Genomic DNA, 450 nt, shown 5'->3' on the forward strand with positions numbered 1-450 from the left:
CCCCTTTTAAAATTACAATAAGTTTACTGCAAGTAAAGTTCTTCGGACGGCACAGCCTTGTACAGGGCATCTACGGCAGCCACCACCTCGGACACGATGGACCGCACGATGGGCGGGGCTACTTCCTGCATCACGTCCTTCCAGTTTGAGTTCACAAATTCTTCGACGGGAGTTGCCAACACCTTGTTTCCATTAAACAAATTCTCAAATTGAAAATGAGCTCCTGTCTTCACTTCGTACGTGTGCTTCCACGACTCGATATGCCAGTGCGGTTTGCCGTCAGCTCCTGTCACTGTCACCAGATCGTTTGCAGTCTTGATCACGATGTCTCGTATTTTGATATTGTATTTTCCTTCGCCTTCAATGGGAAGCACCAACAGTTTACCGCTAAGTTTGTAATCACCAGTTAGTGTCACGGAACATTTGATGGTGACCGCTTGCTTCTTTTTG

The 450-nt window shown here is 46.9% G+C and carries 1 protein-coding gene; it reads right to left on the reverse strand.

From position 1 onward, the window contains the following. Positions 1-23: 23 nt before the first annotated feature. The coding region (locus F0U44_RS24125; RefSeq protein ID WP_149730608.1) for a JHBP domain-containing protein at positions 24-450 on the reverse strand (427 nt) is incomplete at its 5' end.

The sequence above is a fragment of the Nocardioides humilatus genome (assembly GCF_008373755.1).
Taxonomy (GTDB): Bacteria; Actinomycetota; Actinomycetes; order Propionibacteriales; family Nocardioidaceae; genus Nocardioides; species Nocardioides humilatus.